Origin of the sequence: Stenotrophomonas sp. PS02300, from assembly GCF_029959395.1 — a bacterium.
In the GTDB taxonomy this organism is placed as follows: Bacteria; Pseudomonadota; Gammaproteobacteria; order Xanthomonadales; family Xanthomonadaceae; genus Stenotrophomonas; species Stenotrophomonas maltophilia_AD.
Window position 1 is genome coordinate 1 of sequence record NZ_JASCOP010000042.1, and the last position, 24,600, is coordinate 24,600.

Annotated in this window: 23 protein-coding genes; 13 read left to right on the forward strand and 10 right to left on the reverse strand. The window is 67.0% G+C overall.

All coding sequences use genetic code 11. The annotated features are described in order from the left end of the window. The first annotated feature begins 160 nt into the window (after positions 1–160). A complete protein-coding gene (locus QMX79_RS09820) occupies positions 161–802 on the forward strand; it encodes an SCP2 sterol-binding domain-containing protein (protein WP_282246583.1) in 642 nt (213 codons plus the stop codon). Continuing rightward, complete coding sequence (gene ubiB / locus QMX79_RS09825; protein ID WP_282246584.1) at positions 799–2,457, forward strand: ubiquinone biosynthesis regulatory protein kinase UbiB; 1,659 nt, start codon at positions 799–801, stop codon at positions 2,455–2,457. Before QMX79_RS09820 ends, ubiB begins: the two co-directional genes overlap by 4 nt. Before the next feature lie 45 nt (positions 2,458–2,502). Here the strand turns inward: ubiB and QMX79_RS09830 are convergent, their stop codons facing one another. From QMX79_RS09830 to QMX79_RS09845, 4 genes are read right to left on the reverse strand one after another with little or no spacing between them, the layout of a single operon-like run. Beyond that, positions 2,503–3,291 (reverse strand): YaiO family outer membrane beta-barrel protein, encoded by a 789-nt coding sequence (locus QMX79_RS09830; protein ID WP_282246585.1) that lies wholly within the window; start codon positions 3,289–3,291, stop codon positions 2,503–2,505. 8 nt (positions 3,292–3,299) lie between these two features. Continuing rightward, a complete protein-coding gene (locus tag QMX79_RS09835) occupies positions 3,300–3,908 on the reverse strand; it encodes an acetyltransferase (RefSeq protein ID WP_282246586.1) in 609 nt (202 codons plus the stop codon). Continuing rightward, positions 3,895–5,034: a glycosyltransferase family 2 protein gene (locus QMX79_RS09840; protein WP_282246587.1), complete on the reverse strand. Its 1,140-nt coding sequence runs from the start codon at positions 5,032–5,034 to the stop codon at positions 3,895–3,897. Before QMX79_RS09840 ends, QMX79_RS09835 begins: the two co-directional genes overlap by 14 nt. Next, entirely contained in the window at positions 5,034–5,651 is a 618-nt protein-coding gene (locus QMX79_RS09845; protein ID WP_282246588.1) for a PIG-L deacetylase family protein, read from the reverse strand. Before QMX79_RS09845 ends, QMX79_RS09840 begins: the two co-directional genes overlap by 1 nt. Before the next feature lie 206 nt (positions 5,652–5,857). On the opposite strand from QMX79_RS09845, the gene QMX79_RS09850 reads away from it, so the two are divergent. After that, positions 5,858–6,571, forward strand: coding sequence for a pseudouridine synthase (locus QMX79_RS09850; protein ID WP_282246589.1), 714 nt, complete (start codon positions 5,858–5,860; stop codon positions 6,569–6,571). 44 nt (positions 6,572–6,615) lie between these two features. On the opposite strand, the gene QMX79_RS09855 is transcribed toward QMX79_RS09850, so the two are convergent. Beyond that, positions 6,616–7,173, reverse strand: coding sequence for a DUF2059 domain-containing protein (locus tag QMX79_RS09855; protein WP_282246590.1), 558 nt, complete (start codon positions 7,171–7,173; stop codon positions 6,616–6,618). 188 nt (positions 7,174–7,361) lie between these two features. On the opposite strand from QMX79_RS09855, the gene arfB reads away from it, so the two are divergent. From arfB to dcp, 3 genes are all read left to right on the forward strand, one after another. Continuing rightward, on the forward strand, positions 7,362–7,793 hold the full coding sequence (gene arfB / locus QMX79_RS09860; protein WP_093535185.1) for an alternative ribosome rescue aminoacyl-tRNA hydrolase ArfB: 432 nt from the start codon (positions 7,362–7,364) through the stop codon (positions 7,791–7,793). A gap of 46 nt (positions 7,794–7,839) precedes the next feature. Continuing rightward, positions 7,840–8,400 carry a lysophospholipid acyltransferase family protein gene (locus tag QMX79_RS09865; RefSeq protein WP_282246608.1) on the forward strand — a complete coding sequence of 187 codons (561 nt, stop codon included), beginning with the start codon at positions 7,840–7,842 and terminating at the stop codon, positions 8,398–8,400. Between the two features lie 105 nt (positions 8,401–8,505). Beyond that, positions 8,506–10,662 carry a peptidyl-dipeptidase Dcp gene (dcp, locus tag QMX79_RS09870; RefSeq protein ID WP_282246591.1) on the forward strand — a complete coding sequence of 719 codons (2,157 nt, stop codon included), beginning with the start codon at positions 8,506–8,508 and terminating at the stop codon, positions 10,660–10,662. Between the two features lie 61 nt (positions 10,663–10,723). Here the strand turns inward: dcp and QMX79_RS09875 are convergent, their stop codons facing one another. Beyond that, complete coding sequence (locus tag QMX79_RS09875) at positions 10,724–11,167, reverse strand: 3-dehydroquinate dehydratase (RefSeq protein ID WP_282246592.1); 444 nt, start codon at positions 11,165–11,167, stop codon at positions 10,724–10,726. A gap of 3 nt (positions 11,168–11,170) precedes the next feature. Next, positions 11,171–11,575 carry a hypothetical protein gene (locus QMX79_RS09880; RefSeq protein ID WP_282246593.1) on the reverse strand — a complete coding sequence of 135 codons (405 nt, stop codon included), beginning with the start codon at positions 11,573–11,575 and terminating at the stop codon, positions 11,171–11,173. A gap of 245 nt (positions 11,576–11,820) precedes the next feature. Here QMX79_RS09880 and lepB point away from each other — a divergent pair, with 245 nt between their 5' ends. After that, positions 11,821–12,435 carry a signal peptidase I gene (gene lepB / locus QMX79_RS09885; RefSeq protein WP_282246594.1) on the forward strand — a complete coding sequence of 205 codons (615 nt, stop codon included), beginning with the start codon at positions 11,821–11,823 and terminating at the stop codon, positions 12,433–12,435. A 192-nt stretch (positions 12,436–12,627) separates the two neighbouring features. Then, positions 12,628–13,899: an MFS transporter gene (locus tag QMX79_RS09890; RefSeq protein WP_282246595.1), complete on the forward strand. Its 1,272-nt coding sequence runs from the start codon at positions 12,628–12,630 to the stop codon at positions 13,897–13,899. Here the strand turns inward: QMX79_RS09890 and QMX79_RS09895 are convergent. Together QMX79_RS09895 and QMX79_RS09900 are read right to left on the reverse strand one after the other, a co-directional pair. Then, complete coding sequence (locus tag QMX79_RS09895; protein WP_282246596.1) at positions 13,889–14,794, reverse strand: LysR substrate-binding domain-containing protein; 906 nt, start codon at positions 14,792–14,794, stop codon at positions 13,889–13,891. The two genes, QMX79_RS09890 and QMX79_RS09895, sit on opposite strands and share 11 nt — an antisense overlap. Before the next feature lie 9 nt (positions 14,795–14,803). Then, entirely contained in the window at positions 14,804–15,772 is a 969-nt protein-coding gene (locus QMX79_RS09900; RefSeq protein ID WP_068848374.1) for a LysR substrate-binding domain-containing protein, read from the reverse strand. 106 nt (positions 15,773–15,878) lie between these two features. Between QMX79_RS09900 and aceB the strand changes: the two genes are divergently transcribed. From aceB to QMX79_RS09920, 4 genes are all read left to right on the forward strand, one after another. Beyond that, a complete protein-coding gene (gene aceB / locus QMX79_RS09905) occupies positions 15,879–17,528 on the forward strand; it encodes a malate synthase A (protein ID WP_282246597.1) in 1,650 nt (549 codons plus the stop codon). Between the two features lie 19 nt (positions 17,529–17,547). Beyond that, positions 17,548–18,831 carry an isocitrate lyase gene (gene aceA, locus QMX79_RS09910; RefSeq protein ID WP_282246598.1) on the forward strand — a complete coding sequence of 428 codons (1,284 nt, stop codon included), beginning with the start codon at positions 17,548–17,550 and terminating at the stop codon, positions 18,829–18,831. 333 nt (positions 18,832–19,164) lie between these two features. Next, positions 19,165–20,208: a GGDEF domain-containing protein gene (locus QMX79_RS09915; protein ID WP_282246599.1), complete on the forward strand. Its 1,044-nt coding sequence runs from the start codon at positions 19,165–19,167 to the stop codon at positions 20,206–20,208. Positions 20,209–20,220: 12 nt separating this feature from the next. Continuing rightward, complete coding sequence (locus QMX79_RS09920; RefSeq protein WP_282246600.1) at positions 20,221–22,701, forward strand: putative peptide modification system cyclase; 2,481 nt, start codon at positions 20,221–20,223, stop codon at positions 22,699–22,701. A 21-nt stretch (positions 22,702–22,722) separates the two neighbouring features. Here the strand turns inward: QMX79_RS09920 and QMX79_RS09925 are convergent, their stop codons facing one another. Next, a complete protein-coding gene (locus QMX79_RS09925) occupies positions 22,723–23,025 on the reverse strand; it encodes an NHLP-related RiPP peptide (protein ID WP_282246601.1) in 303 nt (100 codons plus the stop codon). Between the two features lie 195 nt (positions 23,026–23,220). Here QMX79_RS09925 and QMX79_RS09930 point away from each other — a divergent pair, with 195 nt between their 5' ends. Next, positions 23,221–24,378 carry a putative peptide maturation dehydrogenase gene (locus QMX79_RS09930; protein WP_282246602.1) on the forward strand — a complete coding sequence of 386 codons (1,158 nt, stop codon included), beginning with the start codon at positions 23,221–23,223 and terminating at the stop codon, positions 24,376–24,378. The last annotated feature ends 222 nt before the right edge of the window (positions 24,379–24,600 follow it).

A 24,600-nucleotide genomic window follows, 5' to 3' on the forward strand; every position in this document is an offset into this window, starting at 1 on the left:
CCCCCCCCCCCCCCCCCCCACACCCCCCCCCCCCCCCCGCCCCCCCGGCCGGGCCCCCCCCCCCCCCCCCGGGCCGTCGTTGCATGGGGACCGGGTAGAGCCACGCCCTGCGTGGCTGCACCGTGCCCGGCCCGCAACCGGGCCGAGGTAGAATGCGTCGATGCCCCGCTCCCTGCTCTCCTCCCTCAAGCCCCTGGCCGGCAATGCGCTGCAGCTCGCGCTCAACCGCACCCTGGCGCTGGATCCCGACACCCGCCGCGCGCTGGTCGCGCTGGATGGCCGCCACATCGCCCTGACCCTGGAATCGCCCGCGCTGGCGATGCGGATCGGTGTCGAGGGTGAGCGCCTAACGGTGGGCCCGGTGGACCCGCTGCAGGAACCGGACCTGGCCGTGCGCAGCACGCTGGGCGGGGTGCTGGCGCAGCTCCCGTTCCTGGCCAACGCACGCCGTGGCGGCGACGCCCCGGCCGGCCGGGTCAAGGTCTCTGGCGATGCCGAACTGGCGCGCCGCCTGCAGCAGCTGGCCAGCCGTTTCGATCCGGACTGGCAGCAGCCGTTCGTGCGGGTGTTCGGCGAAGTGCTGGGCGTGCAGATCGCCAATGCCCTGCGTTCGGCCCTGCAGCATGCGCGCCGTGGCGCGTCCGACCTGGCGCACAGCGCCGCCGATTTTGTCACCGAGGAGTCGCGCGACGTGGTAGCCCGAGCCGAACTGGATGCCTTCCATGACGATGTGGATGTGATGCGCGACGACGTCGAACGCATTGCCGCCCGCGTGCAGCGCCTCGCCCAGGTGCGCGCATGAAGGCCGTGTTCCGCGCCAGCCGCATTGGTCGGGTGATCCTGCGCTACCGTTTGGACGACCTGCTGGAAGGCACCCCGCTGGAAGGCTGGCTGCGCCTGGCCAAGCCGTTCGTGCCGCGTGCCTCGGCGGATATCGCCGTGCAGTCGCGCGGCGCGCGCCTGCGCCTGGCGCTGCAGGACCTCGGCCCGATCTTCGTCAAGTTCGGGCAGATCCTGTCCACCCGCCGCGACCTGATCCCGGCCGACATCGCCAACGAACTCACCCTGCTGCAGGACCGGGTCAAGCCGTTCGACGGCGCCACCGCACAGCGCATCGTGGAAGCCGCGCTGGGCCGGCCGGTCAGTGAGGCGTTCGCCAGCTTCGATCTGGAACCGCTGGCTTCGGCCTCGATCGCTCAGGTGCACGCGGCCACGCTGGCCGATGGCCGCCAGGTGGTGGTCAAGGTGCTGCGCCCGGATATCGAAAAGCAGATCGACGCCGACATCGCGCTGCTCAAGTCGGCCGCCGCGCTGGTCGAACGCACCCACCCGCGCGCCGACAAGATCCGCCCGCGCGAAGTGGTGGCCGAGGTCGAAAACACCCTCGCCGCCGAGCTGGACCTGCAGCGCGAAGGCGCCAATGCCAGCGTCCTGCGCCGCAACTGGGTGGATTCGGACGACCTGTATGCGCCCGAGGTGATCTGGAGCCACACCGCCGAACGCGCGCTCACCCTGGAACGGGTGTGGGGCATCCCCTCGGATGACATCGCCGCGCTGGACAAGGCCGGCATCGACCGCAAGGCACTCGCGGCCAAGGGCGTGCGCGTGTTCTACACGCAGGTGTTCCGCGACAACTTCTTCCACGCCGATGCGCACGCCGGCAACATCTGGGTCGATGTCGATCCCGCGCGCCGCGACAACCCGCGCTTCATCGCGCTGGATTTCGGCATCATGGGCCAGCTCTCCGAAGAAGATCAGTACTACCTGGCCGAAAACTTCATGGCCATCTTCAACAAGGACTACCGGCGCATGGCCGAGCTCCATGTCGAAGCCGGCTGGATGCCCAACAACGTGCGCATCGATGAACTCGAAGCGGCCGCGCGTTCGGTATGCGAGCCGTACTTCACCCGCCCGCTGTCGCAGATCTCGCTGGCTGAAGTGCTGATCAAGCTGTTCCGGGTGGCGCAGCGCTACGAGCTCACCCTGCAGCCGCAGCTGATCCTGCTGCAGAAGACCCTGCTCAACATCGAAGGCGTGGGCCGCCAGCTGGATCCGGAACTGGATATCTGGGCAGTGGCGCGGCCGGTGCTGGAACGCATCCTGCGCGAACGCTACAGCCCGCGCCGCGTGTTCAAGGAACTGCGCAAGCGCCTGCCGGAAATCATGACCCACACCCCCGACATGCCGCGCCTGGTGCACGCCTGGCTGCGCCAGCAGGTGGAAGGCGGGCATGAGCTGTCCATGCGCTCGCAGGACCTGGTGGCGCTCAACACCAACCTGCAGAAGCTGCAGAAGCGCGCCGTGGCCGCCATCGCCGGCGTCGGCCTGCTGATCGTGGCGGCAGTGCTGTACGGCATGCAGCCGGGCGGCTGGTACTTCGGCGATGCGCCGGTGTGGAGCTGGGTGAGCGGCGCGGCCGGCCTGTTCTCGCTGGCCAGCGCGTGGTGGCGCCGCTGAGGTGAAGCCGCCAAGGCGGTACATGGCCGCCTTGGCGTGCAGGCATTACCAGCGGTAGCCCAGCCCCACATGGGAGCTGACGCCGCTGAAACGCTCGAACGTGGTTTCATGCCAGGCCTTGCCGATGCCCACATTGAGCATCAGGTGCTCGCCGAGCGGCTGGTTGCGGCGCAGGAAAACGCTCTTGGAGCGGGTGTCGCGCAGCAGCAGCGGGTCCATGTCCGGCACATAGGCGGACATGCCGCTCCCCAGCCACAGCTGGCTGGAACCACGGCCCTGCGCGTCCTGCAGGCGCAGCATCAGCGTATTGCCGTGGCCACTGCCGCCGCTTGAGAGGTGGTGGCGGCTGTACCGGTAGCTCGCACTGACCCGCGGGAAGTAGTACTGCGCACCGGCTGACCAGCCGGACAGGTAGGTATTGCCGTAGTACTCCGCATAGCGGCCGCCGACACTCAATACGGTGTTGGGCAACACCTTGAACATGAGGTCCTGGCTGATGTCGCGGTTGGCGAATACCGGGCTGTCGTCGGAGAACGTTGCCGACGTACGGGTGGACAGGTACCGGCTCCAGTCGTGGTGCAGCGACGCACCCACGCGGCTGCCATTGAACGCGGTATCACCGAAATCGCGATGCCCGTGCGCGGCCTCCAGCTGCCAGCGGGTGTCGCCGGCCCGGCCGGCTACGGCGAGGCCGGCAACATCACGGCTGCCGCGCGCCTGGTCGTAGTCGACGTGGTCGACCTGTGTGGAAATGGATTCGACGCCGGCATGCGCGAAGGGAACCGCGGCCAGCACAAGGGCGCACATCAGTGCGCGGCGGGGAAGGTACTGCATGGTTGCTTCTACTCCAGGGGGGAAATGAGGTGCAGCTGCTGCGCGAGCTGGTAGCGGCCTGCGGGCAGGTTCTTTTCGACGGTGATGCGCGGCCCCAGCTGCGTGTGGGGCGCCACGATGCGGCCGGGCAGCACGATCACGCCCACGCCGAGTGCGGCGTGGGCGCCGATCCAGGCACCCAGCTTTTCCATGCCGGTGTCCAGCAGCGTGCCGTCGTGAAACACCTTGACGGTGCATGCATCCAGGCGATGGTTGCTGGTGCGCACCAGTGCACCCAGGTAAGCAGCGTCGTCGACACGGCTGTCGGCCACGAAGCACTGCGGGCCGATGCTGACGTTGTCGCCCAGGCGCGCGTGCTTGAGCTCCGACGAGAAGCCAACACTGCATCGGTCGCCGATGACGGTGTTGCCGCGAATCAGCGTGTTGTTGCCGATCAGGCAGTCACGGCCGATGCGGACCGGGCCGTGGATGACCGCGCCCGCGCAGACCCGCGTGCCTGCACCGATCACCACGTTGCCGTGGATGCGGGCATCCGGGGATACATCGGCGCCTGGCGAAATGTCCCGCACCAGTGAGGCTGCGGCAACGCCGAGATCACGAACGTCAGTCCACCACATGGGCACACCTGCTGGGTTTGTCGCGGGCGGGCTCGCGTCCGGTGAACAGGCCTTTCAGGCCGTGCATCAGCCAGATGACGTAGGCCAGCAACACATAGATCACGGAGAACGCTGCTGCGGGAATCAAGGACGCGCGACGGTGATGTACGGCACTGATCGCGCCCATCGCCATCACCACGCACAGCCACGCCAGCGGCACGGTCACCAGCACGATGTCGCGCAGTCCCTCGCGTTGCGATGCGCCATACCAGGCGGCCAGTACGGTCACAGCGCCCACCAGGGCCAGCACCGCCATCGGCAGGATGCTGAACAGTCCGAAGCGGGTCGCCAGCAGCCGCCGGTGCAGGCGGATGCACACGGCATAGCCCACGATCCAGCGGCGCCAGCGCCGCCACTCTTCGGCAAAGGTGTTGCACTCCTGCGGGTACACAACGCAGCGGTTGCACTGGCGCAGCCGGTAGCCGCGTGCGACCAGCGACCATGACATGTCCAGGTCCTCGACCTTGGTCCGGTCGGAGAAGCGCACCGCGCGCAGCACTTCGGTACGGAACATGCCGCAGGAACCGGAGATGATGAACGGCGCGCCGCCCAGCAGCTGCTGCAGCGTGCGTTTGAGCACGATCATCGGCAGCTTCAGGCTGGCCCGCACGTGCGGCAGGAACCCGGCGGCGTCCAGCGACGAAGACGGCACCCCGCCCACGGCGTCCGCACCGGCGCGTATCTCGGCCAGCAGGTAGCCCAGGCCGTCGTTGTCGGCGGGCACGCGGGTGTCGGCGTCGGTCAGGAAGACCTGTGCGGCGGTGACATGCTCCAGGCCGTGCATGAGCGCGCCGCCCTTGCCGGTGTTGTCCTGGTGCACGGCCACCAGGCGCCCCTGCCACTGCGTCTGCATGCGTTCGAGCACGGCGGCGGTGTCATCGGTGGAGCCGTCGTTGACGCAGATCACCTTCGCGATATACGGGTTGTTCAACAGGTCGGTGAGCGCACCTTCCAGGCACGGGCCCTCGTTGTAGGCGGGCACGATGGCATCGATGCTGGCGTACTCCCGGCATGGGCGCACGCGCGAGCGGACGGCCAGGTAAACCAGCACGATCGCGCACAGCGCGAAGAAGACAATGCCCTCCATCACAGCACCATCCGGTGGGCGGCAAAGCCCTCGCACGGTCCGATGCCCGCCTGCTGGCCACGGAACTGCGCCACGCAACGCACGTGTGCCGCATCCATGTAGTGACGGTGCTGCTGGCTGGCATGCGCGCGCAGCGCCCGAAGCTTCAGCTCCAGCTGTTCGGAAACATCTTCGTAGATGTCGGGCATGAAGCGCGGCAGCGAACTGGGCGTTTCATAGCAGAACACCTGGCGCACGCGCCGGAAGGCCACGCTGGAGGCCTCGAACACCGCACGGTGGTCAAGGTGGCGGTCATGCGCTGACATCGTGTACACACGATCCGGCCGAAACGCGGCGGCCACTTCTTCCAGGCGGGTGGTGAGGTCGTGCGACACCTCAGGGAAGCGCGTGTCCGGGAAATCCAGCTGTGCAACCGTGCTGGCGCCCAGCAGATGCAGCGCGTCCAGGGCCTCGCGCGCCCGGTCCGTGCCCGGCGCGGCGCCATTGCCGCCGCGGCTCAGCACCAGCGCATGGATGTTCGCGCCCGCGCACGCCAGCTTGGCCAGGCTGCCGCCGCAGCCAAGTTCGATATCGTCGGGATGCGCGCCAATGGCAAGGATCCGGGGAAACAGAGTCATGTGGGTGAGGGGCCGCCGAAACGCGCCCGCCGTCGTTGGGGGGGCGAAATATGACAACGTGCCGCCGCCAATGACTTACAAGAATTACGAAGTGGTGTTTCGGAGCATTTGTCTGTTCATCTCCGCAGGACCGCTCCTGCCAACACGCTGCACCGGAAACGCCGTGGTGATGGCGCTGCGGGCGGCGGCCGGGGATAATTCACCCGGTGAACGAACCTGAATCCGATATCTCTTCCCTCGCTCTGCAGCTGCTGCACGTGGACGAGCGCTTGGCCGTGGTCAACAAGCCGGCCGGGCTGATGGTCCATGACAGCAAGCTGGCCCGGGGCGAAGATGATTTCCTGGCCGACCGCCTGCGCGAGCAGCTGGGCAAACCGATCTTCCTGGTGCACCGCCTTGACCGCGCCACCAGCGGTTGCCTGCTGCTGGCCTTCGACCGCGAAAGCGCCAGCGTGCTGGGTAAATCGCTGATGGGCGGCGATGTCACCAAGGATTACCTGGCCATCTGCCGGGGCTGGCCGGCCGAAGAGGCGTTCACGGTCGACCACGACCTGGATGGCGGCCCCGGCAAGCCGGTGAAGAAGCCCGCCATCACCCATTTCCAGCGCGTGGCCGTCGGTGAAATCGCGGTGCCGGTCGGCGAATTCGCCACATCGCGCTATGCGCTGCTGCGCTGCCAGCCGCAGACCGGGCGCTTCCGCCAGATCCGCCGGCACCTCAAGCACCTCTCACATCACCTGATCGGCGACACCAGCCACGGCGATGGCCGGCACAACCGCAGCTTCCGCATGCAGGGCATCCACCGCATGCTGCTGCACGCCGAGCGCCTGCGTTTCCCGCACCCGGACGGCACGCTGATGGATGTCAGCGCGCCGGTGGATGGGGAATTCCGCAAGGCTATGGATCTGTTTGGGTGGTAGCGGGGTGAGGCGCACGACCAACGGTCGTGTGCTACCGCGGGGCGCTATTTCTTGGCTGGGGCCGGTGCTGCCGCCGGTGCGTTGCCTTCGTTCACGATCGCCTCCAGGTCCTTCTGCAGGTCCACGAACAGCGGCTGCATCTTGTCCTGGATGGCCACCATCACGTTCTGCATCAGCGCCGGGGTCTTGTCCAGCAGGCTCTGCCCGGCCGAGCTCTCGTAGAACTCGGCCATGGCCAGCACGTCTTCCTTGCTGAAGGTCTTCTTGTAGAGGTCCACGTACATCGGCCGCAGCTGCTGCCACGACAGTGCCTGGCGGATGGTCTGGTTGGTGCGCTGTTCGATGCGCTGCAGCTGCGCCTTCTTGGCCTCATCCAGCTGGCGCTGTTCGGCCACCTGCTGGAACTGCTGGCGCTGCATCGCCTCGATCTGCGGCAGCATGGTGTCCAGCATGCTCTGCGCGCGCGACGCGGCCAGCAGGCGGTTGATGTCCGCATCCGACGGCGGCGCGGCCAGCGCCGGGGCAATGGCGGCCAGGCCCAGCGCAAGGGTCAGGGCCAGGCGGGTCAGGCCACGGCGGGCCGGCGAACGGGTCAACATCATGTAAGTGCATCCTGCGTTGCGTGGAAGCCCGAGCATACCTGCGATCCGGTCAAGCAGCCGTGCGCGTCGCACGGCCGCGTCCGGCGCCGACGGTTCCGGCCCGTACCCGGCTTTTATGCCCCTTATCGGCGGTATTGGTGAACATTACGGTCACCTCAGGCGGCGATCCTGCCTTTACAATGCCGCCCATGGGAAACGGGCCTGTCACCATCAACGCGCACCTGGCGATTCCGGACACGGAGATCGTCGAACGCTTCGTGCGCGCCAGCGGGGCCGGCGGGCAGAACGTGAACAAGGTGTCCAGCGCCGTTGAACTGCGGTTCGACGTGGCCGGCTCGCCCTCGCTGCCCGAGCCGCTGCGCACCCGCCTGCTGGCCCGGCGCGACCGGCGCATGACCGGCGAGGGCGTGCTGGTCATCGATGCCCAGCGTTTCCGCACCCAGGACCGCAACCGCGATGACGCGCGCGAGCGCCTGGCCGCCTTCATCCAGGCCAGCCTCAGCGTGCCCAAGCCGCGCGTGGCCACCAAGCCCTCGCATGGCTCCAAGCTGCGCCGGCTGGATGAAAAGAAAGGCCGCGCGCAGATCAAGCGCGGCCGCACCACACGCAATTGGGAGTGATTGCTTGAACAACCGAAGTCCGCTGCTGCCGGCCGTGCCGCCCAACATGCCGCAGGTCAAACCGAACCGTTTCCTGCGCTGGCTGGCGCGCTGCACCCTGCGCCTGGGCGGCTGGAAGGTCACCGGTACCTTCCCGGACGTGCCCAAGCTGGTCTTCATCGTCGCCCCGCACTCGTCCAACTGGGACGGCTTCTGGGGCATGGCGGCCAAGATCGCGCTGGGCATGCAGGTGAAGGTGCTGGGCAAGGCCTCGCTGTTCTGGTGGCCGCTGTCGCCGCTGCTGCGCGCCCTGGGGGTGATCCCGCTGGACCGCAGCTCGCCGCAGGGCACCGTGGAGCAGGCGGTCAGCCTGCTGCGCAAGTCCGACCGCCTCTGGTACGCCATCACCCCCGAAGGCACCCGCAAGGCGGTGACCCACTGGAAGGCCGGGTTCCTGAAGATCGCCCGCATGGCCGACGTGCCGGTGCTGGCCTGCTATTTCCACTACCCGGAAAAGACCATCGGCATTGGCCCGCTGTTCTACTCCACCGGCGACGACGCGGCCGACATGGCCGCCATCCGCGAGTACTACCGCCCCTGGCAGGGCAAGAACCGCGGCACCGCCTGAAGCAAGGCCAGGCGCCACGTCCGGCACATGCCGGGCGCGGGCAATGGGAGTAGGGTGATCGGCTGCGGTTGTGTGCCGCTTCACCTCATTCCAGGAGCCCGTTTCATGTCGCGTACCGTTATCTTGGCCGCCGCCATCAGCCTGGCGCTGGCGGCCTGTTCCGGCAAGGAGTCCACCCCCGTGTCCGACGCCCAGACCCCCGCCGCGCAGCAGCCGGCCGACGCCTCCACCAACCCCCTGCTGAGCGCCAGCACGCTGCCGTTCCAGGCCCCGCCGTTCGACCGCATCAAGGACAGTGACTACCTGCCGGCCTTCAACGAAGGCATGAAGCAGCACCTGGCCGAAGTGCGCAAGATCGCCGACAACGCCGAACCGGCCACCTTCGACAACACCATCGAAGCGCTTGAGCGCAGCGGCGAAACGCTGGACCGCGTGTCGCGCGTGTTCTTCGGCCTGGTCCAGGCCGATACCAACGAAGCGCGCCAGAAGATCCAGGAAGAAGTCGCCCCGAAGCTGGCCGAACACCAGGATGAAATCAGCCTGGACCCGAAGCTGTTCGCGCGCATCAAGACCCTTTACGACCAGCGCGCCTCGCTGGGCCTGGACCCGGTGCAGACCCGCCTGGTCGAACGCGATTACCAGGAGTTCGTCCGCGCCGGTGCGCAGCTGAACGACGCCGACAAGGCCGCCCTGCGCAAGCTCAACGTGGAAGAAACCACGCTGGCTACCCAGTTCCATACCCGTCTGGTCGCCGCGACCGCCGCCGCCGCCGTGGTGGTGGACGACAAGGCCAACCTGGCCGGCCTGAGCGAGGATGAGATCAACACCGCCGCCGCCGACGCCAAGGCGCGCAACCTGGAAGGCAAGTTCCTGCTGCCGCTGCAGAACACCACCCAGCAGCCGGTGCTGGCCTCGCTGAGCAACCGCGAGCAGCGCGCCGCCGTGCTCAAGGCCTCGGAAACCCGCGCCGAGCGCGGTGATGGCAACGACACCCGCGAAACGGTGCAGCGCCTGGCCCAGCTGCGTGCGCAGAAGGCCAAGCTGCTCGGCTTCGAAAACTATGCCGCTTACAGCCTGGCCGACCAGATGGCCAAGACCCCGGCTGCCGCGCTCAAGCTGCTGACCGACACCGTGCCGGCCGCCACCAACAAGGCACGCGGTGAAATCACCGAGATGCAGAAGGTGATCGACGCGCAGAAGGGTGGTTTCCAGCTGGCCGCATCGGACTGGGACTTCTACGCCGAACAGGTGCGCAAGGCGCAGTACGACCTGGACGAATCGCAGATCAAGCCGTACTTCGAACTGGACAACGTGCTGCAGAACGGCGTCTTCTACGCCGCCACCCAGCTGTACGGCATCACCTTCAAGCCGCGCACCGACATTCCGACCTACCACCCGGACATGAAGGTGTATGAAGTGTTCGACAAGGACGGCACCTCGCTGGCGCTGTTCTACACCGACTACTTCAAGCGCGACAGCAAGTCCGGTGGCGCCTGGATGGACGTGTTCGTCGAGCAGAACGGCCTGACCGGCGCCAAGCCGGTGGTCTATAACGTCTGCAACTTCACCAAGCCTGCTGCCGGCCAGCCGGCCCTGCTGAGCTTCGACGACGTCACCACCATGTTCCATGAGTTCGGCCATGCGCTGCACGGCATGTTCTCGAACGTGAAGTACCCGTCCATCGCCGGTACCAGAACCTCGCGCGATTTCGTCGAGTTCCCCTCGCAGTTCAACGAGCACTGGGCGCTGGACCCGAAGGTGTTTGCCAACTACGCCAAGAACTACAAGACCGGCGAGCCGATGCCGCAGGCGCTGGTCGACAAGATCCTCAAGGCGCGTACCTTCAACCAGGGCTACGCCACCACCGAGTACCTGTCGGCCGCACTGCTCGACCTGGCCTGGCACACCCAGCCGGCCGACGCCAAGCTGCAGGACGTGGCCCCGTTTGAAGCGGCCGCGCTGAAGAAGTACAAGGTCGACCTGGCCCAGGTGCCGCCGCGTTACCGCACCACCTACTTCGACCACATCTGGGGCGGCGGCTACTCGGCCGGTTACTACGCCTACTTCTGGGCCGAAGTGCTGGACCATGACTCGTTCGAGTGGTTCAAGGAACACGGTGGCCTGACCGCTGAAAACGGCCAGGTGTTCCGCGACAAGATCCTCTCGCGCGGCAACAGCGTGGAACTGGCAGACCTGTACCGCGACTTCCGCGGCAAGGACCCCTCGGTGGAACCGCTGCTGGTCAACCGCGGCCTGAAATAATGCGGTCGATGTAACAACGAACGGCGGGGCAAACCCCGCCGTTCGCGTATCTGGACCCCGGTTACGTTCCCACGCGACACCCCACCTCGCTGCATCCCAGGTGATCCAGCGCGATCTCCAACGCATGCATGTAACTCTGCGCGCAGTACCCGTGCGCCACGCCGATGCGCTGGCCTACGTCCGCCGGCAGGCAATCTTCCGGCGCGCCCGCATCATCGTCATGCACTTCCACGTACACGTTGTGCAGGTGCGGCAGCAACCGCTGCAAGCGCGGACTTCCCACGCACGCACCCGGATCCAGCAGCGTCACCTCGCCGCGGCTGTGGTCGGCCACGCGCAACGCATCCAGCAGCTCCTGTTCCGACCCACACGCACGGATCGCCACCGTGGTGCCCGCATCGATCGCCCGGTGTACCAACGCCTTGAGCACCGGTGCCGGCAGCGGCTGCGCGGTACGTAGCAGCTGGCCGGTTGCTTCCGGGCCACGAATGATGAAGATCGACATGGCTCAGACACTCCCTGCAACGGCCTGCAGCCGGCGCGCGGCGATCGCCAGCGACAACCGGCACGCATCCTCGCGGCCACTGCTGCACACCACCCGCGCCACCGGCGCGTGCAGCGGGTGCAGGTGTGCATCCAACCCATCGTCATCGTTGGCCGCCATCTCGATGTACGGCGCCGGCAGCGCGTCCAGCGCCGCGCACAGTGCGCGCCCATGGGCGGCCCACTGCGCCGGCTCGGCGGCGCCGGTCTCGATCAGCACCCACGCCGGCTGGCTTTCCCGCGCCTGGCGCAGGCACTGCAGCAGCGCCGGCAGCGTGGCGCAGTCCTGGCAGTGCACGGCGTGGCCGACCAGCAGGGCCGGCACCGGCAGCGGGTCCGGCGACGGCTGCCGGAGCAACAGGATGGTCATGGAACACCTCAACAAAGCGCCCGGGGGCGCGGTATCGACACGATGCGCGTGGCGGCCATAAAGGGGCGATGACCTGCATGCCCGGGGCGCGTAAATAACGTGTAGCTTTTTATCGGGGCACGACCAACGGTCGTGCCCTACCAGCCGTTGCAGCCGGCGGTAGGTGACGACCGTTGGTCGTCACGGCGGGAACTCCGGAACGCCGCAACGGTCAGACCCCACTCACGCCCGCAAGGATCGCCACCATGACCGCTGCCGCCGCCGAACCCCGCTCCAAAGGCCTGCTCTACTGGCTGAAGAAGGAAGCCCTGCCGCTGCTGGTCATGTTGGGCCTGCTCGCCGCCGCGCGCGACAGCCTGGCCAACCACTACCAGGTGCCCAGCGGCTCCATGCAGCACACCCTGATGCCCGGCGACCGGGTGGTGGTGGACATGCGTGCCTACGGCCTGCGCCTGCCGTTCACCTCGGTGGAACTGCTGCACACCGGCGTGCCGCAGCGCGGCGAGGTGGCGGTGTTCGATTCCCCGCAGGACGGCACCCGCCTGATCAAGCGCATTGCCGCCGTGGGCGGCGACCGCGTGGACCTGCATGACGGTCACCTCAGCATCAACGGCCACCCGCTCGGCCAGATGGGCACCGATGACGTGGAAGACTTCGGCCGCACCCTGGCCCAGCTCGACCTGGGCCAGGGAGGCGGCCCGGACATCACCGGGCTGGCCGTACCGGCCGGCAAGGTGCTGATGCTGGGCGACCACCGTGGCAACAGCGCCGACGGCCGTTACTTCGGCCTGGTCGACGCCAAGGCCCTGTATGGCAAGGCGGCCCGCGTGTACTACCGCCGCGGCGAAGGCTTCACCTGACAGGCACTCTAAGCACGAGCGCGATCCATCCGGTAGGTACCCACCGTTGGTGGGTACGCCTTTCGCGCAAACCTTGATTGATACGCAAAACGTCTCAATCCAGACCCGTCAGGTTATGGATCGACCTGTACCCGCTGCCTATCCTGAGCGCTGATCCTTACGCACCGGCCCGCCCCCACGGGCCCAGACGCAATGAACGGCGACACCGCAGCACTGCCCGAGCACAGCTCCACCCGCCAGCCGCCCGCGCCCTCGCAGCACATCGAGCAGGGCACACCCGCGTTCCGGCGCACGGCGGCGGCGCTGTTCCTGGCCGGCTTCTCCACCTTCGGCCTGCTCTACACCGTGCAGCCGCTGCTGCCGGAGTTCAGCCGCCACTTCGGCGTCTCCGCCGCCAACAGCGCCCTGGCACTGTCGCTCAGCACCGGCCTGCTGGCCGTTTCGATGCTGGTGGCCGGGCTGATCTCCGACCGGGTCGGCCGCCGTGGCGTGATGATCACCGCGCTGCTGGCCTCCACCGTGCTCTCGGCCGCCAGCGCGATGGTCGACGACTGGACCACGCTGCTGATCCTGCGCACCCTGCTAGGCATCGCGCTCAGCGGCGTGCCGGCAGTGGCGATGACCTACCTGGTCGAAGAAATGGACAGCCGCGCGCTCGGCCTGGCCATGGGCCTGTACATCGGCGGCAACGCGGTGGGCGGCATGAGCGGGCGGCTGATCGCGGGCATCGTCGCCGACCACTGGGGCTGGCGCTGGGGCATCGGCGTGGTCTCGCTGATCGCCGTGCTCAGCACCGTGCTGCTGTGGGTGCAGCTGCCGCCGTCACGGCACTTCCAGAGCCGTCGCGGCGGCCTGCGCGAACTGCCCGCGCGCTGGCGCCAGCTGTTCGCCGACCCCGGTTTGCCCTCGCTGTTCGCCACCGCGTTCGTGCTGATGGGCGTGTTCGTCACCCTCTACAACTACCTCGGCTACCACCTGCTGGCGCCGCCGTACCGGCTCAGCCAGACCGTGGTCGGCCTGATCTTCAGTGTGTACCTGGTCGGCACCTTCAGCTCGGCGTGGATGGGCCAGCAGGCCAACCGGCATGGCCGGGGCCGCGTGCTCGGCATCTGCTACGGGCTGATCGCGCTGGGCATCGTGCTGCTGTCCCTGCCGTGGCTGGGCTGCATGGCGGTGGGCATCGCGCTGGTCACGTTCGGCTTCTTCGGCGGCCATTCTGTCGCCAGCAGCTGGGTCGGCAGCCGCGCGGGCGTGATGCGCGCCGAAGCCTCGGCGCTGTACCTGTTCGCCTATTACCTCGGCTCCAGCCTGGCCGGTGCCGCCGGCGGCGTGTTCTACACCCGCTGGGACTGGTGGGGCGTATGCGCCTTCACCGCCGTGCTTACCGCCATCGGCGCCACCATCGCCTGGCGGCTGGGCCGCCGCAAACAGCCGCTGCCGGCCGCGCTCGCACTCAGCCGCTGAAGCCGCCCTGCAGCAACCGGGTGAAATGGGTGATCAACGGCGATGGGCCACCACGCCGGTAGGCCACGTGCACTTCCGAACTCGCCGCGCGATCACTCAGCGGCACGAAGCGCGCGCCTTCCACGTGGATGTGGCTGCACGAGGCCGGCAGCACCGTCACCCCCAACCCGGACGCGGCCAGGCTGATCAGCGTGGACGCCTCGCCGGCTTCCTGGATGATGCGCGGGGTGAAGCCCGCGCTGCGGCACAGCGCGATGAAATGATCGTGGATGCCGGCGCCCACCTCGCGCAGGAAGCCCACGAACGGCTCATGCGCGAACTGCCGCAGCGCCACCGGCGCACCCGCCGGCAGGTCGCGGATCAACGGATGCTGGTCATGCACCACCAGCGCCAGCGGATCGCTGAACAACTTGCGTGACATCAGCGGCGTGGGCAACGCGCGCTTGCGGATCAGCCCCACATCCAGCTCGTTGGCCACCAGCGCATCGATCTGCTGCAACGTGTTCATCTCGCGCAGCTTCAACTGCACCTGCGGGAACTGCTGGCGGTAGGCGAAAATCGCGCGCGGAATCTGCGTGGACAACGGCGTGGCGCGGGTCAACCCGATGCGCAGCTCGCCGGTTTCACCGCGCTGCGCGCGCTGGGTCAGCTCGATGGCCTGGTCCACCCGTGCCAATGCCTCGGTGGCCTGCGCCTGCAGCACGCGCCCGGCCTCGGTCAGTTCCACCCGGCGGTTGCTGCGCAGGAACAGGCGCGCGCCCAGAAGCGTTTCCAGCTGCCGGATCTGCTGGCTGAGCGGCGGCTGCGACATGCCCAGCCGCTCGGCCGCACGCCCGAAGTGCAGGGTATCGGCCACCGCCAGGAAGTAGCGCAGGTGGCGCAGTTCAATCGACATGGCAGCGCATCAGCGTTCGGAATGACCGCTTTCATCATAGCTGCGCGGACTGAACAGGTCCGGCTGGATCAGCTCGATGAAGGCGCGTGCCTGTGGCGACAGGAAGCGGCCCCGGCGCACGATCACCCCGTAGCTGCGCTCGGGGAACCAGGCGCTCATCGAGCGCGTCACCAGCCGGCCGCGGTCGGCATCGTTGAGGCACAGCGCCGGCACGATGGAAATACCCATGCCCATCGCCACGTACTGCTTGATCACCTCCCAGCCGCCCACCTCCAGCGCCACCGTGTACGGCACGCGCTGGCGCTGGAACACCTGGTCCACCAGCCGGTAGGTGATCTGCCGCTTGGGCGGCAGCACCAGCGGGTAGGCCGAGATCGCCTGCAGGGTCAGTTCCGGCGCGGTGGCCAGCGGGTGGTCGGGCGGGGCGATCAGCACCTGCTCGAAGCGGTAGGCCGGCGCATAGCTCAGGTCGGCCGGCACATCGGTCATCGAGCCCACCGCCAGGTCCGCCGCATCGCTGCGCAGCAGGTCGGTACCGTCGGCGCTGATCGCGTTGTGCAGGGTCAGGCGCACGTCCGGGTGGCGCTGGCGGAAGCGCTCCACGATGCGCGGCAGCAGGTACAGGATGGTGGAGCTGTTGGCGGCAATGTTGAGCTCGCCCGCATCCAGCCCTTTGACCTTGTCGCGGAAGCTGGCCTCCAGCCCGTCCAGGCTTTCCACCAGCGGCTGGGCCATTTCAAACAGCAGCTGGCCCTCGCGGCTGGGCACCAGGCGCCGCCCGCTGCGCTCAAACAGGCCCACCCCCAATTCCCGTTCCAGCGCCTGCAACTGCTGGCTGATCGCCGGCTGGCTGACGAAGAGCGCCTCAGCCGCACGTGAGACTGAGCCCAATCGCACGGTCTGGCAGAACGCCCGCAGCGGCTTGAGCCGGTCAGACTTGTAGGAAAAACGGGGACTTGGCGGCTTGGGTGTGGGCATGGCGTAACGAATATAAGCGTAACTTATGTAAAGCATTGCGATAACTGTTTTGTCAAATACCACACTCCGGCGCACGGTGGCATCACCCGCAACGCAGGAGTTGGACATGTCCGCTGTCGCCGCCTTCGCCACCGCCCAGCCCACCCCGGCCGACGCCCCGGCCACCCCGGGCATCGCCCTGACCACCCAGCTTGCCGGCCAGTCGGCCCTGCTGCCGGCGGGGGTACTGGCGCTGCTGGTGTCGCTGCACCGCGCGGTGGAACCCGAACGCCAGCGCCGCCTGCAGGCGCGCCGTGAGCGCCAAGCCTTCTTCGACGGCGGCGGCCTGCCGGATTTCCGCACCGACACCGCCGCGATCCGCAGCGAAGACTGGCGCGTGGCGCCGATCCCGGAAGCCCTGCAGGACCGCCGCGTCGAGATCACCGGCCCGACCGACCCGAAGATGGTCATCAACGCGCTGAACTCCGGCGCCAAGGTGTTCATGGCCGACTTCGAGGATTCCACCGCCCCGGCCTGGCGCAACCTGCTGGCCGGCCAGCAGGCGCTGATCGGCGCGGTGCGCGGCGACCTCACCCATACCGCGCCCGGCGTGGACGGCAAGCCCGGCAAGCACTACGCGCTGCGCCCGCTCAATGAACAGGCCGTGCTGATCGTGCGCCCGCGCGGCTGGCACCTGGATGAGAAGCACGTGCGCATCGATGGCCAGCCGCTGGCCGGCGGCCTGTTCGACGCAGCCGTGTTCGCCTTCCACAACGCCCGCACCCTGATGTGCCGCCAGCGCGGTCCGTACTTCTACCTGCCCAAGCTGCAGTCGATGGAAGAAGCCGCGCTGTGGGAAACCGCGCTGTCCCACATCGAAGGCATGCTCGGCCTGCCGCATGGCCAGATCAAGGTCACCGTGCTGATCGAAACGCTGCCGGCGGTGTTCGAGATGGACGAGATCCTGCACGTCCTGCGCGACCGCATCGTCGGCCTGAACTGCGGCCGCTGGGATTACATCTTTTCCTACATCAAGACCTTCCGTAAGCACGCCGACAAGGTGCTGCCCGAACGCGGCCAAGTGACCATGACCCAGCCGTTCCTGAAGGCCTATTCGGAACTGCTGATCCAGACCTGCCACCGCCGTGGCGCGCACGCGATGGGCGGCATGGCCGCGCAGATCCCGATCAACCACGATGCCGCCGCCAACGAACAGGCCATGGCGCGGGTGCGTGCCGACAAGCTGCGCGAAGTCACCGCCGGCCACGACGGCACCTGGGTGGCGCACCCGGCGCTGATTCCAGTCGCGCAGGCGATCTTCGACGCGCACATGCCCGGCCCCAACCAGCACGCGGTGCTGCGCCGCGATGTGCGGGTGGGCCGCAACGAACTGATCGCCGCGCCCACCGGCACCATCACCCGCGCCGGGTTCGAGGGCAACGTGGAAGTGTGCGTGCGCTACCTGGCCGCCTGGCTGGACGGCAATGGCTGCGTGCCCATCCACCACCTGATGGAAGACGCGGCCACCGCCGAGATCAGCCGCAGCCAGCTGTGGCAGTGGCTGCACGTGCCCGGCCAGCACCTGGACGACGGCACCGCCATCGACCTGGCCCTGCTCGACGCCACCCTGGCCGCGCTGCCGGCGCGTTTGGGCGAGCGCAGCGCGCTGCCGGGCGGGGCGCGGATCGACGAGGCCATCGGCCTGCTCGGTGAGCTGAGCCGCCGCAATGAACTGACCGATTTCCTGACCCTGCCGGCTTACGACCGGATCGATTGACCCTTCGTGGAGAAACGACATGACCAAGCTGCAGACCGCCGAACAGATCCAGCACGAATGGAACACCGACCCGCGCTGGGCCGGCATCCAGCGCAACTACAGCGCCGCCGACGTGGTGCGCCTGCGCGGCACCGTGCACGTGGAGCATTCGCTGGCCCGGCTGGGCGCGGAGAAGCTGTGGAAGTACCTGCATGAAAAGGACTTCGTCAACGCGCTCGGCGCGCTGACCGGCAACCAGGCCATGCAGCAGGTCAAGGCCGGCCTCAACGCCATCTACCTGTCCGGCTGGCAGGTGGCCGCCGACGCCAACCTGGCCGGCCAGATGTACCCCGACCAGTCGCTGTACCCGGCCGATTCGGTGCCGGCCGTGGTCAAGCGCATCAACAACACCCTGCTGCGCGCCGACCAGCTGCACCACGCCGAGGGCAAGGACGACATCGACTTCCTGCAGCCGATCGTGGCCGATGCCGAAGCCGGCTTCGGCGGCGTGCTCAACGCCTTCGAGCTGATGAAGGCGATGATCGAAGCCGGCGCGGCCGGCGTCCATTTCGAAGACCAGCTGGCCTCGGTGAAGAAGTGCGGGCACATGGGTGGCAAGGTGCTGGTGCCCACCCGCGAGGCCATCGAGAAGTTGAATGCCGCGCGCCTGGCCGCCGACGTGTTGGGCGTGCCCACCCTGCTGGTGGCCCGCACCGACGCCGAAGCCGCCGACCTGCTGACCAGCGACATCGACGCCAACGACCAGCCCTTCGCCACCGGCGAGCGCACCGTGGAAGGCTTCTACAAGACCCGCAACGGCCTGGACCAGGCCATCAGCCGCGGCCTGGCCTATGCCCCCTACGCCGACCTGATCTGGTGCGAGACCGGCAAGCCGGACCTGGAGTTCGCGCGCAAGTTCGCCGAAGCCATCCACGCGAAGTACCCGGGCAAGCTGCTGGCCTACAACTGCTCGCCCAGCTTCAACTGGAAGAAGAACCTGGACGACGCCACCATTGCGACGTTCCAGAAGGAAATCGCCCGCTACGGGTACAAGTTCCAGTTCATCACCCTGGCCGGCTTCCACGCCCTGAACTACTCCATGTTCAACCTGGCCCACGGCTACGCCCGCCGCCAGATGAGCGCCTTCGTGGAACTGCAGGAAGCCGAATTCGCCGCCGCCGACCGCGGCTTCACCGCGGTCAAGCACCAGCGCGAGGTCGGCACCGGCTACTTCGACGCCGTCACCCAGGCCATCCAGCAGGGCCAGTCCTCCACCACCGCCCTGGCCGGCTCGACCGAAGAGGAACAATTCCGGGCGGCCTGACGCCCGGAATCGGCGGCTGCGGCCGCCGCCGGGTGGCGGCGCCACCCGGGTAACCCCGGCCGTTGGCCGGATCCCCGGGAACCCACCCCGAAGAAGGCCGCCCCTGTAGGGGTGGCCCTTCTTTTATATGCCCCCGCCAGATGCTACGGTCCGCAAATAGCTCCATGCGGTAGGGGATGGCCGGTTCAAACCGGTCGCTGCGTTAGGGAAGACTGGGCCGGAGCGCCGGAGAAATCCGGGCGCCGGGGCATGGAAATGGGATGAGGCGCACACTTTTAAGGGGTGCTATCCTCATTCGCTCACCGGGGAACGCTGGGAAGCGGGTGTACGGGAATGACCGGCAAGCTTGCGACGAATGTGTGCGAACGAGCGTCAGACATCGCGCAGACCGCGATGGCTGAGATCGTGCACGCCGTTCTGAGCGCCGGCGAATTCGCCCTGTTTGCCGAATTCGGCCAGCACCGCGCGCTGCGCGCCGGCGAGCACCTGTTCCTGCGCAACCAGGCCGGCAGCACCATGTATGTCATCGTCACCGGTGCCATCGAGCTGGATTTCGGCGAAGACCTGGTGGTCAAGACGCTGGGCCAGCATGAATTCTTCGGCGAACTGGGCCTGCTGATCGGCGACCACCCGCGCAGTGCCGATGCCCGCGCCACCATCGATACGCTGGTGCTGGAACTGGACCACACCGATTTCCAGCGCCTGGTCGACCGCGACCCGGGCCTGGTGGCCTACTTCCTGCGCCGCACGATCATGCGCGTGGTGAGCAACGAACAGGTGCTGATCCGCCAGCTGCGCCGGCGCAACCACGACCTCGAAACCGCGCTGGACAACCTCTACGTCACCACCCACCAGCTCACCCACACCCGCGAACTGGTGCGTACCGACGAGTTGACCGGCCTGCACAACCGCCGCGGCCTGGCGCTGTACCTGCAGGAATGCCGCAGCCACGAAGACGGCGCCCCGCAGGGCCTGCTGCTGATCGACTGCGACCACTTCAAGCAGGTCAACGACGAACACGGCCACCAGGCCGGCGACCGCGTGCTGCAGAGCGTGGCCAACATCCTGCGCTCGGTGGCCACCGAAAACGACCGCGCCTGCCGCCTGGGCGGGGATGAGTTCTGCCTGCTGCTGCGCGAAGCGGACCCCGATACCCTCCAGCACGCGGCCGAGTTCATCCTCAGCGCCGTCCACGGCCTGATGGGCCGGCCGGGCGGCCAGCCGCATGTCTGCCCGGTCAGCATCGGCGTGAGCCTGCTCGAACCGAACAGCGACTGGAGCGATTGGTACGCCCGCGCCGACAATGCGCTGTACCAGGCCAAGCGCCTGGGCGGCAACCGGTTGCACTGGTCGCGTGCCGCGACCGCCACGCCCTGACGGGGTATTCGAATGAACGGCGACAACGGAACGTCGACCCAGTCCCCACAGCTGCGCGCGCTGCTGTTCACCGATCTGTGCGATTCGCTGATCCTGGTGGAACGCATCGGCGACAGCGCCGCAGCCGAGCTGTTCCAGCAGCATGATCGTTTGGTGCTGGCGCTGCAGCAGCAATGGAATGGACGCCAGATCGACCGCTCCGATGGTCTGTTCCTGCTATTCGACCGGGCGATTGACGGGTTGGGGTTCGCGCTGGACTATCGGCGCGAACTGCAGAAGCTGGGCGAGCAGTGCAACCTGCCACTGCGTGCCCGTGCCGGACTACACGTGGGCGAAGTGTTGATCTGGGACAACACGCCTGATGCTGTCCAGGCAGGTGCCAAACCAGTGGAAGTGGAAGGTTTGGCAAAGCCGATGGCTGCGCGCCTGATGGCGCTGGCCCTGCCCGGGCAGATCCTGCTGTCGTCGGTAGCCGAATCGTTGACTCGTCGCGCCAGCAGCGAGTTGGGGGAACGAGCGGAAAAACTGCAATGGCGCTCGCACGGCCCATGGCTGTTCAAAGGTATTTCAACCGTGCAGCAGGTGTTCGAGGTGGGTGAGCCCGGCTTCGGACCGATGCGCATGCCCAAAGCCAACGCCAAGGCACAGCGCAAGCTGCCGATCTGGCGTCGCCCGGCTGCATTGGCGGCAGAGATTGCAGTGATGGCGATGTTGGGCGTCGGAGGCTGGATGCTGCTGCGTCCCGAGCCTGCCATCGCCTTCGCAGAGCGTGACTGGGTAGTGGTGGCAGACGTAGACAACATCAGCGGCGAGCCGCTGTTCGACAGCAGCCTGCAACGGGCATTGTTGCTGAGCCTCGAGCAGTCACGCTACGTCAACGTGCTGTCGGCAGCGAAGGTGCAGGAGTCGCGCGAGCTTCTGCGGGTGCCGGCCGAACGTGGGCTTGACCGCCAACTGGCCGGCGACATTGCCTCGCGGGAGGGGGCGCGCATGGTCTTGGCGCCCAGTATCAACGTGTCCAACGGACGTTATGTCGTTGCAGTGGACCTGATGGATCCGACCACCGACAAATTGGTACGAACCTACCGGGCGGAGGCCAAAGGGCCTGAAAGCGTTATCGAAGCGGTAGACGACGTGATTGGTCGATTGCGCGCTGGCCTGGGCGAAACCGTTGCATCGGTGCAGGAATCGGTGCCTCTTCCGCAGGCATCCACCGGCAATCTGCAGGCACTTAAATCCTTCGCGCTGGCCGAGAATGCCATGGGACGCCGCCGCTTTTCCGAAGCAGCAAAGTTGTACGAAGCAGCGGTCGATGCAGACCCGGACTTCGCCATGGCGCATGTTGGGCTGGCCAAGCTGCTGGTACGCCTGGACCGGCGAACCGAAGCCCTGCCACATCTGGAACGCGCCCAGTCTTTGCACGATCGCCTTCCCCACCGCGAGCGGCTTTACCTGAAGGCATGGGCCACCGAGATGCGACCCGACGCGTGGCCGCTGGAAGACTGGCGGGTGCTGGCCGACGTGTATCCGGATTCCTTTGCTGGACTCGCGAATACATCCTGGTATCTGGTTATGGACAATCGGTTCGAAGAGGCTGAGCGGTACGCCCGTGCGGCGGCGGTGCCGCAAGACCCGATGCGTGCATATCCAATGCAGCACTTGGGCTGGATCCAGCTGGGCACCAATCGCTATGACGAAGCGATGCGCAGCTTCCAGGTATCCGAACAGATGACGGGGCGCAATGCCAGCGATGCACGGGTGGACGCTCTCATCGCGCTGCGGCGCTACAAGGATGCCCACGCACTGCTGGCCATGCTGCCCAAGGGCCGCGACGAGGTGCAGGCCATCATGAACCAGCGCGCGAGAATGTTGCTGGCGGCAGATCAGGACGACTGCACCGGAATGGCAGATGCGATGGCCAGCGAGGCCGAGCCGGCTGAATCGGTGGACTTCCGCATCCACGTGCAGCTGATGCATGCAGTGGTGGATGCGGCCTGCGATCGCCGCAATTCCACGGCGCTGGCCCAGATCGCCACCCAGCTGGCTCCGTTGCTGGCTAACACCCGTGACCCGAACCTGCCGGACCGGGTCAGCCGGCTGCTCAGCCTGATATACCTAGCCCAACGCCAAGGCGACCAGACCTTGGCAAACCGCTTGCTGCGTGAGTACGCGCCGCTGTTTGTGGAACAAAAGAGTCCGGTCATCACCAAGTGGCTCACCCTGGTGTTGGCCATGCAACAACTCGGCGAAGGCCAGCCTGCGAAGGCAGAAACGCTCTTACTACCGTTGATGGACGGCACCGAGCCGGTGCAGGCGCGTGTGGCCCTGCGCCAGGTGCAGCGCGAACTTGGCAACGTGGTGGAATTCCAAGAGCAGAACGAATGGCTGTTTGATCATCGCGGCCGCGGCTTTGCGGAAGTCGCAGTCATGCAATTAATGCAGCCGCTCAACGTTCACGACACGTTGGCCGACGCCAGCCTGCGCCCGCAGTAACGCGGGCACAGGCCGACTGTCTTACTTGAGTGCGTCGCCGACCTTGCCAGCTTCAAAGCAGAAGATCACATGCATGGCGGTGTAGGAGGTGCTCAGATGCTTCTCGAGCTGCGCCTGCACGGCCCGCAATTCCTCCACCGACGCCAACTTCTGGATATCACAGCAGTCCGGCTGCGCGTCCACGTCGTAGCCGATCTCGGCCAAGGCCTTGCGTGCGTCGGTCTGGAAACGTTCGCGGAAAGCGAAATCGTCGATCAGCTTGCTGACCAGTCGTGCAGCGGCTTCAGGTGCAATCTTGCTCTTACCGGAGTTTTCTTCGCTCATTGCGGTCGGTCCAAGGGTGGAGACACCGTTATCGGCCGGTTTGACCCGGAATGTAGAGCCACGCCCTGTGTAGCTGGTTAGCGCAGGGTTGCGGGCTGTGAGGCAACACGTAAAGCCCGCCGATTACAGGACACGCGGGCCGTGCTGTCCAGTTTCTTCCCTTAGAATGGCCGAATACGCGTACGGACCGTCCACATGAAACTGCGCCGCTGCACCATCGTGATGTTTGAGCCCCGGGAAGAGCTCCAGTTCGACCTGCAGGCGATTCTGCAGGGCCGGGCGGAACTTGCTACCCGCAGTGCCTGGTTCGCCATTGCCGCGCACCTCGAACAGCCCGTGGCGGTCAGCGTGGCGCAGCGCGAGCTGCTGGGCAGCTTGAGTCCACGGCATTGGCAGCATGCATCCAGCCTCGAGGACAGTCAGCAGGTGTGGCAACCCCTGCTCGATGCAGGCCTGCTGATCTCGGACGACGACTCACATTCCTCCCATCGCCTGCGCGATGAAGCCCTCCGAGACAGCCACTGGTGGCCACTATCCGCCTTGGCGCACCGCCATGGCCGCTGGGAAGGGGTAGACAGTGCAGCCGAGATGCACGCCAACAACCTCACTACCGCCAGCGGGCTGCGCTCGCAGCTGGGTGCGCCGCCGCCGGCCGTGGAGCCACGGCCTGGGCACTACGAACCGCTGCCGCCGGTAGGCCGTACCGACTACGATCAGTTACTCGAGCGCAGGACAACCTGCCGAAATTTCGACGGACAGCGGAGCATCAGCCGAGAGCTTCTTGCGCAGCTCCTGCAGCGGACAGTCAAGGCACAGGCCGTGGTGCAGGTGGAAGCAGATACCGAGTTCCTGAAAAAGAACGTGCCCTCCGGCGGCGGCCTGCATGCCACCGAGACCTACTTGCTGGTGCAGCGCGTGGACGACCTCCAGCCGGGTCTGTACCACTACCACCCGGTGCAGCATGCACTGGTCGCGCTGCCGCGCCATTGCGACCGTCCGCTGCAGGAGGTTGCCAACGCCATGCTCTCAGGGCAGGACTGGTTTGCAGACGCGGCCGTGCACCTGGTGCTGGTGCCGCGCTACGCGCGTACCTACTGGAAGTACCGCAATCACGCCAAAGCATACCGCGCGTTGCTGCTGGACGTTGGGCACATCTCCCAGGCCCTGTACATGGCGGCCACCGAACGTGGCATGGCCGCATTCGTCACGGCCGCCATCAATGAAGGCGATACCGAAGTCGCCTTCGGCCTGGACGGTATCACCCAGAGCCCCGTGGCGATTGTTGGCGTGGGATGGCGGGGTGAAGCCCTCGGCACCGCCGAATTCGATCCGAATCGCCTGGTCTGGGGATAGACGGCTGCATTGGCCGGCCACTCACGCACGGGGTAGATACCATGATGCTTGCCTGGAACCCATCATGGCTCGGTTGTCTGCACTGCGCCGTTTCTACCCGGCTCGAGAAAAAATGCAGCCGGCGGAACTGAGTTCGCCGGCTGCTTTGAACGTTTGAACCAGTCCTTGCTTGCGCGCATCGGCGAGCAGAATGCGAAACCCACCACCCTTTGTCAGCAGGTT

Coding starts and splice junctions, on each gene's coding strand:
- QMX79_RS09820 (WP_282246583.1), top strand. CDS start 161: ATGCCCCGCTCCCTGCTCTCCTCCCTCAAGCCCCTGGCCGGCAATGCG.
- ubiB (WP_282246584.1), top strand. CDS start 799: ATGAAGGCCGTGTTCCGCGCCAGCCGCATTGGTCGGGTGATCCTGCGC.
- QMX79_RS09830 (WP_282246585.1), bottom strand. CDS start 3,291: ATGCAGTACCTTCCCCGCCGCGCACTGATGTGCGCCCTTGTGCTGGCC.
- QMX79_RS09835 (WP_282246586.1), bottom strand. CDS start 3,908: ATGTGGTGGACTGACGTTCGTGATCTCGGCGTTGCCGCAGCCTCACTG.
- QMX79_RS09840 (WP_282246587.1), bottom strand. CDS start 5,034: ATGGAGGGCATTGTCTTCTTCGCGCTGTGCGCGATCGTGCTGGTTTAC.
- QMX79_RS09845 (WP_282246588.1), bottom strand. CDS start 5,651: ATGACTCTGTTTCCCCGGATCCTTGCCATTGGCGCGCATCCCGACGAT.
- QMX79_RS09855 (WP_282246590.1), bottom strand. CDS start 7,173: ATGATGTTGACCCGTTCGCCGGCCCGCCGTGGCCTGACCCGCCTGGCC.
- arfB (WP_093535185.1), top strand. CDS start 7,362: ATGGGAAACGGGCCTGTCACCATCAACGCGCACCTGGCGATTCCGGAC.
- QMX79_RS09865 (WP_282246608.1), top strand. CDS start 7,840: ATGCCGCAGGTCAAACCGAACCGTTTCCTGCGCTGGCTGGCGCGCTGC.
- dcp (WP_282246591.1), top strand. CDS start 8,506: ATGTCGCGTACCGTTATCTTGGCCGCCGCCATCAGCCTGGCGCTGGCG.
- QMX79_RS09875 (WP_282246592.1), bottom strand. CDS start 11,167: ATGTCGATCTTCATCATTCGTGGCCCGGAAGCAACCGGCCAGCTGCTA.
- QMX79_RS09880 (WP_282246593.1), bottom strand. CDS start 11,575: ATGACCATCCTGTTGCTCCGGCAGCCGTCGCCGGACCCGCTGCCGGTG.
- lepB (WP_282246594.1), top strand. CDS start 11,821: ATGACCGCTGCCGCCGCCGAACCCCGCTCCAAAGGCCTGCTCTACTGG.
- QMX79_RS09890 (WP_282246595.1), top strand. CDS start 12,628: ATGAACGGCGACACCGCAGCACTGCCCGAGCACAGCTCCACCCGCCAG.
- QMX79_RS09895 (WP_282246596.1), bottom strand. CDS start 14,794: ATGTCGATTGAACTGCGCCACCTGCGCTACTTCCTGGCGGTGGCCGAT.
- QMX79_RS09900 (WP_068848374.1), bottom strand. CDS start 15,772: ATGCCCACACCCAAGCCGCCAAGTCCCCGTTTTTCCTACAAGTCTGAC.
- aceB (WP_282246597.1), top strand. CDS start 15,879: ATGTCCGCTGTCGCCGCCTTCGCCACCGCCCAGCCCACCCCGGCCGAC.
- aceA (WP_282246598.1), top strand. CDS start 17,548: ATGACCAAGCTGCAGACCGCCGAACAGATCCAGCACGAATGGAACACC.
- QMX79_RS09915 (WP_282246599.1), top strand. CDS start 19,165: ATGACCGGCAAGCTTGCGACGAATGTGTGCGAACGAGCGTCAGACATC.
- QMX79_RS09920 (WP_282246600.1), top strand. CDS start 20,221: ATGAACGGCGACAACGGAACGTCGACCCAGTCCCCACAGCTGCGCGCG.
- QMX79_RS09925 (WP_282246601.1), bottom strand. CDS start 23,025: ATGAGCGAAGAAAACTCCGGTAAGAGCAAGATTGCACCTGAAGCCGCT.
- QMX79_RS09930 (WP_282246602.1), top strand. CDS start 23,221: ATGAAACTGCGCCGCTGCACCATCGTGATGTTTGAGCCCCGGGAAGAG.